The 2655-nt window shown below is 58.6% G+C and carries 4 protein-coding genes and 1 pseudogene; 2 read left to right on the top strand and 3 right to left on the bottom strand.

Annotation, left to right across the window (positions count from 1 at the left end; all coding sequences use genetic code 11):
• The coding region (locus EGI20_RS17400; RefSeq protein WP_498632972.1) for an amino acid permease at positions 1-664 on the top strand (664 nt) is incomplete at its 5' end.
• An 89-nt stretch (positions 665-753) separates the two neighbouring features.
• Here EGI20_RS17400 and efp read toward each other — a convergent pair.
• Genes efp through earP (EGI20_RS17385) form a run of 3 tightly spaced genes read right to left on the bottom strand, consistent with a single transcriptional unit; the run spans position 754 to position 1880 of the window.
• A complete protein-coding gene (gene efp / locus EGI20_RS17395; RefSeq protein WP_124734448.1) occupies positions 754-1317 on the bottom strand; it encodes an elongation factor P in 564 nt (187 codons plus the stop codon).
• Positions 1318-1374: 57 nt separating this feature from the next.
• Positions 1375-1617 (bottom strand): elongation factor P maturation arginine rhamnosyltransferase EarP, encoded by a 243-nt coding sequence (gene earP / locus EGI20_RS17390; RefSeq protein WP_498629177.1) that lies wholly within the window; start codon positions 1615-1617, stop codon positions 1375-1377.
• The gene (gene earP / locus EGI20_RS17385; protein WP_498629173.1) at positions 1548-1880 is read right to left on the bottom strand and encodes an elongation factor P maturation arginine rhamnosyltransferase EarP; all 333 of its coding nucleotides are present in this window, start codon (positions 1878-1880) and stop codon (positions 1548-1550) included. The genes earP (EGI20_RS17390) and earP (EGI20_RS17385) overlap by 70 nt, the downstream gene beginning before the upstream one ends.
• Before the next feature lie 222 nt (positions 1881-2102).
• On the opposite strand from earP (EGI20_RS17385), the pseudogene EGI20_RS17380 reads away from it, so the two are divergent.
• A pseudogene (locus EGI20_RS17380) lies at positions 2103-2655 on the top strand (hypothetical protein); the annotation flags it as partial.

Below are 2655 nucleotides of genomic sequence, written 5' to 3'. Positions count from 1 at the left end.
GCTGGGCGTGGTGTCGCAACCGGAGCTGGCGCAGATGAAGAACCCGTCGATGGCGGCGGTGCTCTCGCATGTGGTTGGCCCGTGGGGCGGGATGCTGATCAATATCGGTCTGGTGCTGTCGGTTGGCGGCGCACTGCTTGCCTGGACCATGATCTCCAGCGAGATGCTGTATCTGGCTGCGCGCGGCGACAACAATACCGCGCCCAAGGCATTCGGCAAGCTCAACAAGAACGGCACGCCGGCCAATGCGCTATGGCTGACCAATAGCCTGATCTCGCTGGTGCTGGTGATCAACCATCTGAACGATGCCGGTTACAACATCCTGATCCAGCTGGCTTCGTCGATGGCGCTGATCCCTTACCTGCTATGCGCCGGCTTTGGTCTGCGTCTGGCGCTCAAGGCAAAGGTCAAGTCGGTGACGCTGGTCGCTCTGACCGCGCTGGGCACGGTATACGGCATCTGGCTGATCTACGCCGGCGGCCTGAGCTTTTTGCTGCTGTCGATGATCCTGTATGCGCTGGGCCTGCCATTTTATCTGAAGGCCAAGCACGAGCGGGGCGAGAAGTTCTTCTCCCATCCGCTGGAAGCCGCGCTGGGCTTGCTGGTGCTGGCCTTGGCCATCGCTGCGCTGTACATGGTGTCGCAGGGGACGCTGGCCTTGTAAGGCAGATTTGGGTAGCCGCAGACGTAAAAAAGCCAGCCGTTCATCCGGCTGGCTTTTCCTGGTCAAGCGCTGCTTGGTGCAGCGTTAAATCAGGCGCGCTTCTTGAATTCGTTGGTGCGCGTGTCGATTTCGATCTTGTCGCCGGTGTTGACGAAAGCCGGAACCGGGATTTCGAAGGTGGTGCCTGCCAGACGGGCCGGCTTCAGCACTTTACCCGAGGTATCGCCACGTACGGCAGGCTCGGTGTATTCAACTTCGCGCACAACCGTCGTCGGCAGTTCAACCGAGATGGCCTTGCCGTCGTAGAAGGTCACCTGGCAAACGTCTTCCATGCCGTCAACGATGTAGTTCAGGGTGTCGCCCAGGTTGTCGGCTTCGACTTCGTACTGGTTGAATTCTGTGTCCATGAACACATACATCGGGTCAGCGAAGTAGGTGTAGGTGCAGTCCTTGCGGTCCAGAACCACGACGTCGAACTTGTCGTCAGCGCGGTAAACGGTTTCGCTGCCTGCGCCGGTCAGCAGGTTCTTCATCTTCATCTTGACGACGGAGGCGTTACGGCCCGACTTGGTGTATTCGGCCTTTTGCACAACCATCGGCTCGCTGCCGACCATAAAGACGTTACCTGCGCGGAGTTCCTGTGCGGTTTTCATGACTAAACATTCCCAAAGCTTGAATTGATTTCGGGGAATGCTTTCCCCAAGAGGGCGCTATTGTAGCTGTTTTTCAATCATTTGCACCAGCCTCGCGGCAAGTGCGCTGCGCCCCAGTGCCTGTTGCGGCCAGATGCGGGCATGCCCCGCCAGTTCAGGCAGATATTCCTGCAAAGCTATCCACGCGTCTGCCATGCCTGTGCCGCGGTTCCAGCCATGGGCGCAGTTTGTCAGTGCCTGTCGTGCCGGCGTGGACAGGCTCTGGCTGTAGCGTTGCAAAAAGGCATCGAGCTTGACGATATGGGCGTCTTCGTCCTGCGGGTAGATGTGCCACAGGAAGGGGCGCGCGGCCAGTGGCGGATTTCTACGCCTTCCAGCATCTGCTGCGCTTGGGCGGCGTCCAGCATGGGCTCGATACGGGCGAAGCTTTGCATGTCGTCGACCCATAGCCTGACCGCCTGGCCATACTCATGCGCAATCTGGTGCGCCAGACGCCAGGCGATGCCGATATCGCCGTAGTTGTCGATCACATTGCAGAACACGTCCCACTGCTGGCGCTTCATCTGCCGCTCTCCTGCAAAAGGCCGCCATGGTAGCGCCAGCGGCAGCGCGGGGAAAGTGGTGCTGAACAATATCTGCCCCGGTTCTTGTTGCGGGCGCTGGCCGATAGCCTGTCGCCGGCAATTCGTAGGCTATTTCTATTTTACAGGCTGAAAAACAATTCTTATGGCATTATTTGCGTCAGGGTTTTTTGGTGCCCATCAGCTCTGCAAGGGAGAAAAATAATGCAAAACATATTGGATCTTTATCGGCAAAAGCAGCTTGGTGCAGCGGATGCGCTGGGCTGGGTGAAGGATGGCGACAGTATTATCGTGCCGACGGCGGCAAGTGAACCGCCCGAGCTATTGACTGCGCTTGGCGAGGCGAGGCGTAAATTCAGGGATGTGAAGGTTTACCAGTTGCTGGGACTGGGCAATTACGGCTACTACGACCCGGAAACCACCGACCATGTGCGCCATGTGGCCTACTTTCTGAGTGGAACGACCCGCAAGCCTTGCCAGGAAGGGTGGGCGGACCTGGTGCCCAACCATTTTTCCGAAATTCCACGCATGATCAAGCGCGGCGAATTGCCGGCCGATGTGCTGTTCGCGCTCGCGTCACCGATGGACGAGCATGGCTATTTCTCCCTGAGCCTGGGGGCGGATTATGCGATGGCCGCTGTCGAGCGCGCCCGCGCCATCGTGCTGGAAGTCAACCCGAATGTTCCCTTTGCCTATGGCGAGTGCCATGTGCACATCTCTCAGGTGGCGGCCGTGGTGGAAAGCAGCTTGCCGCTAC

This window comes from Aquitalea sp. S1-19, assembly GCF_024343515.1.
Note: the sequence above shows the minus strand (reverse complement) of the source record. Positions and strands in the feature narration are given on the sequence as shown.

Coding starts and splice junctions, on each gene's coding strand:
- earP (WP_498629173.1), bottom strand. CDS start 1,880: ATGAAGCGCCAGCAGTGGGACGTGTTCTGCAATGTGATCGACAACTAC.
- efp (WP_124734448.1), bottom strand. CDS start 1,317: ATGAAAACCGCACAGGAACTCCGCGCAGGTAACGTCTTTATGGTCGGC.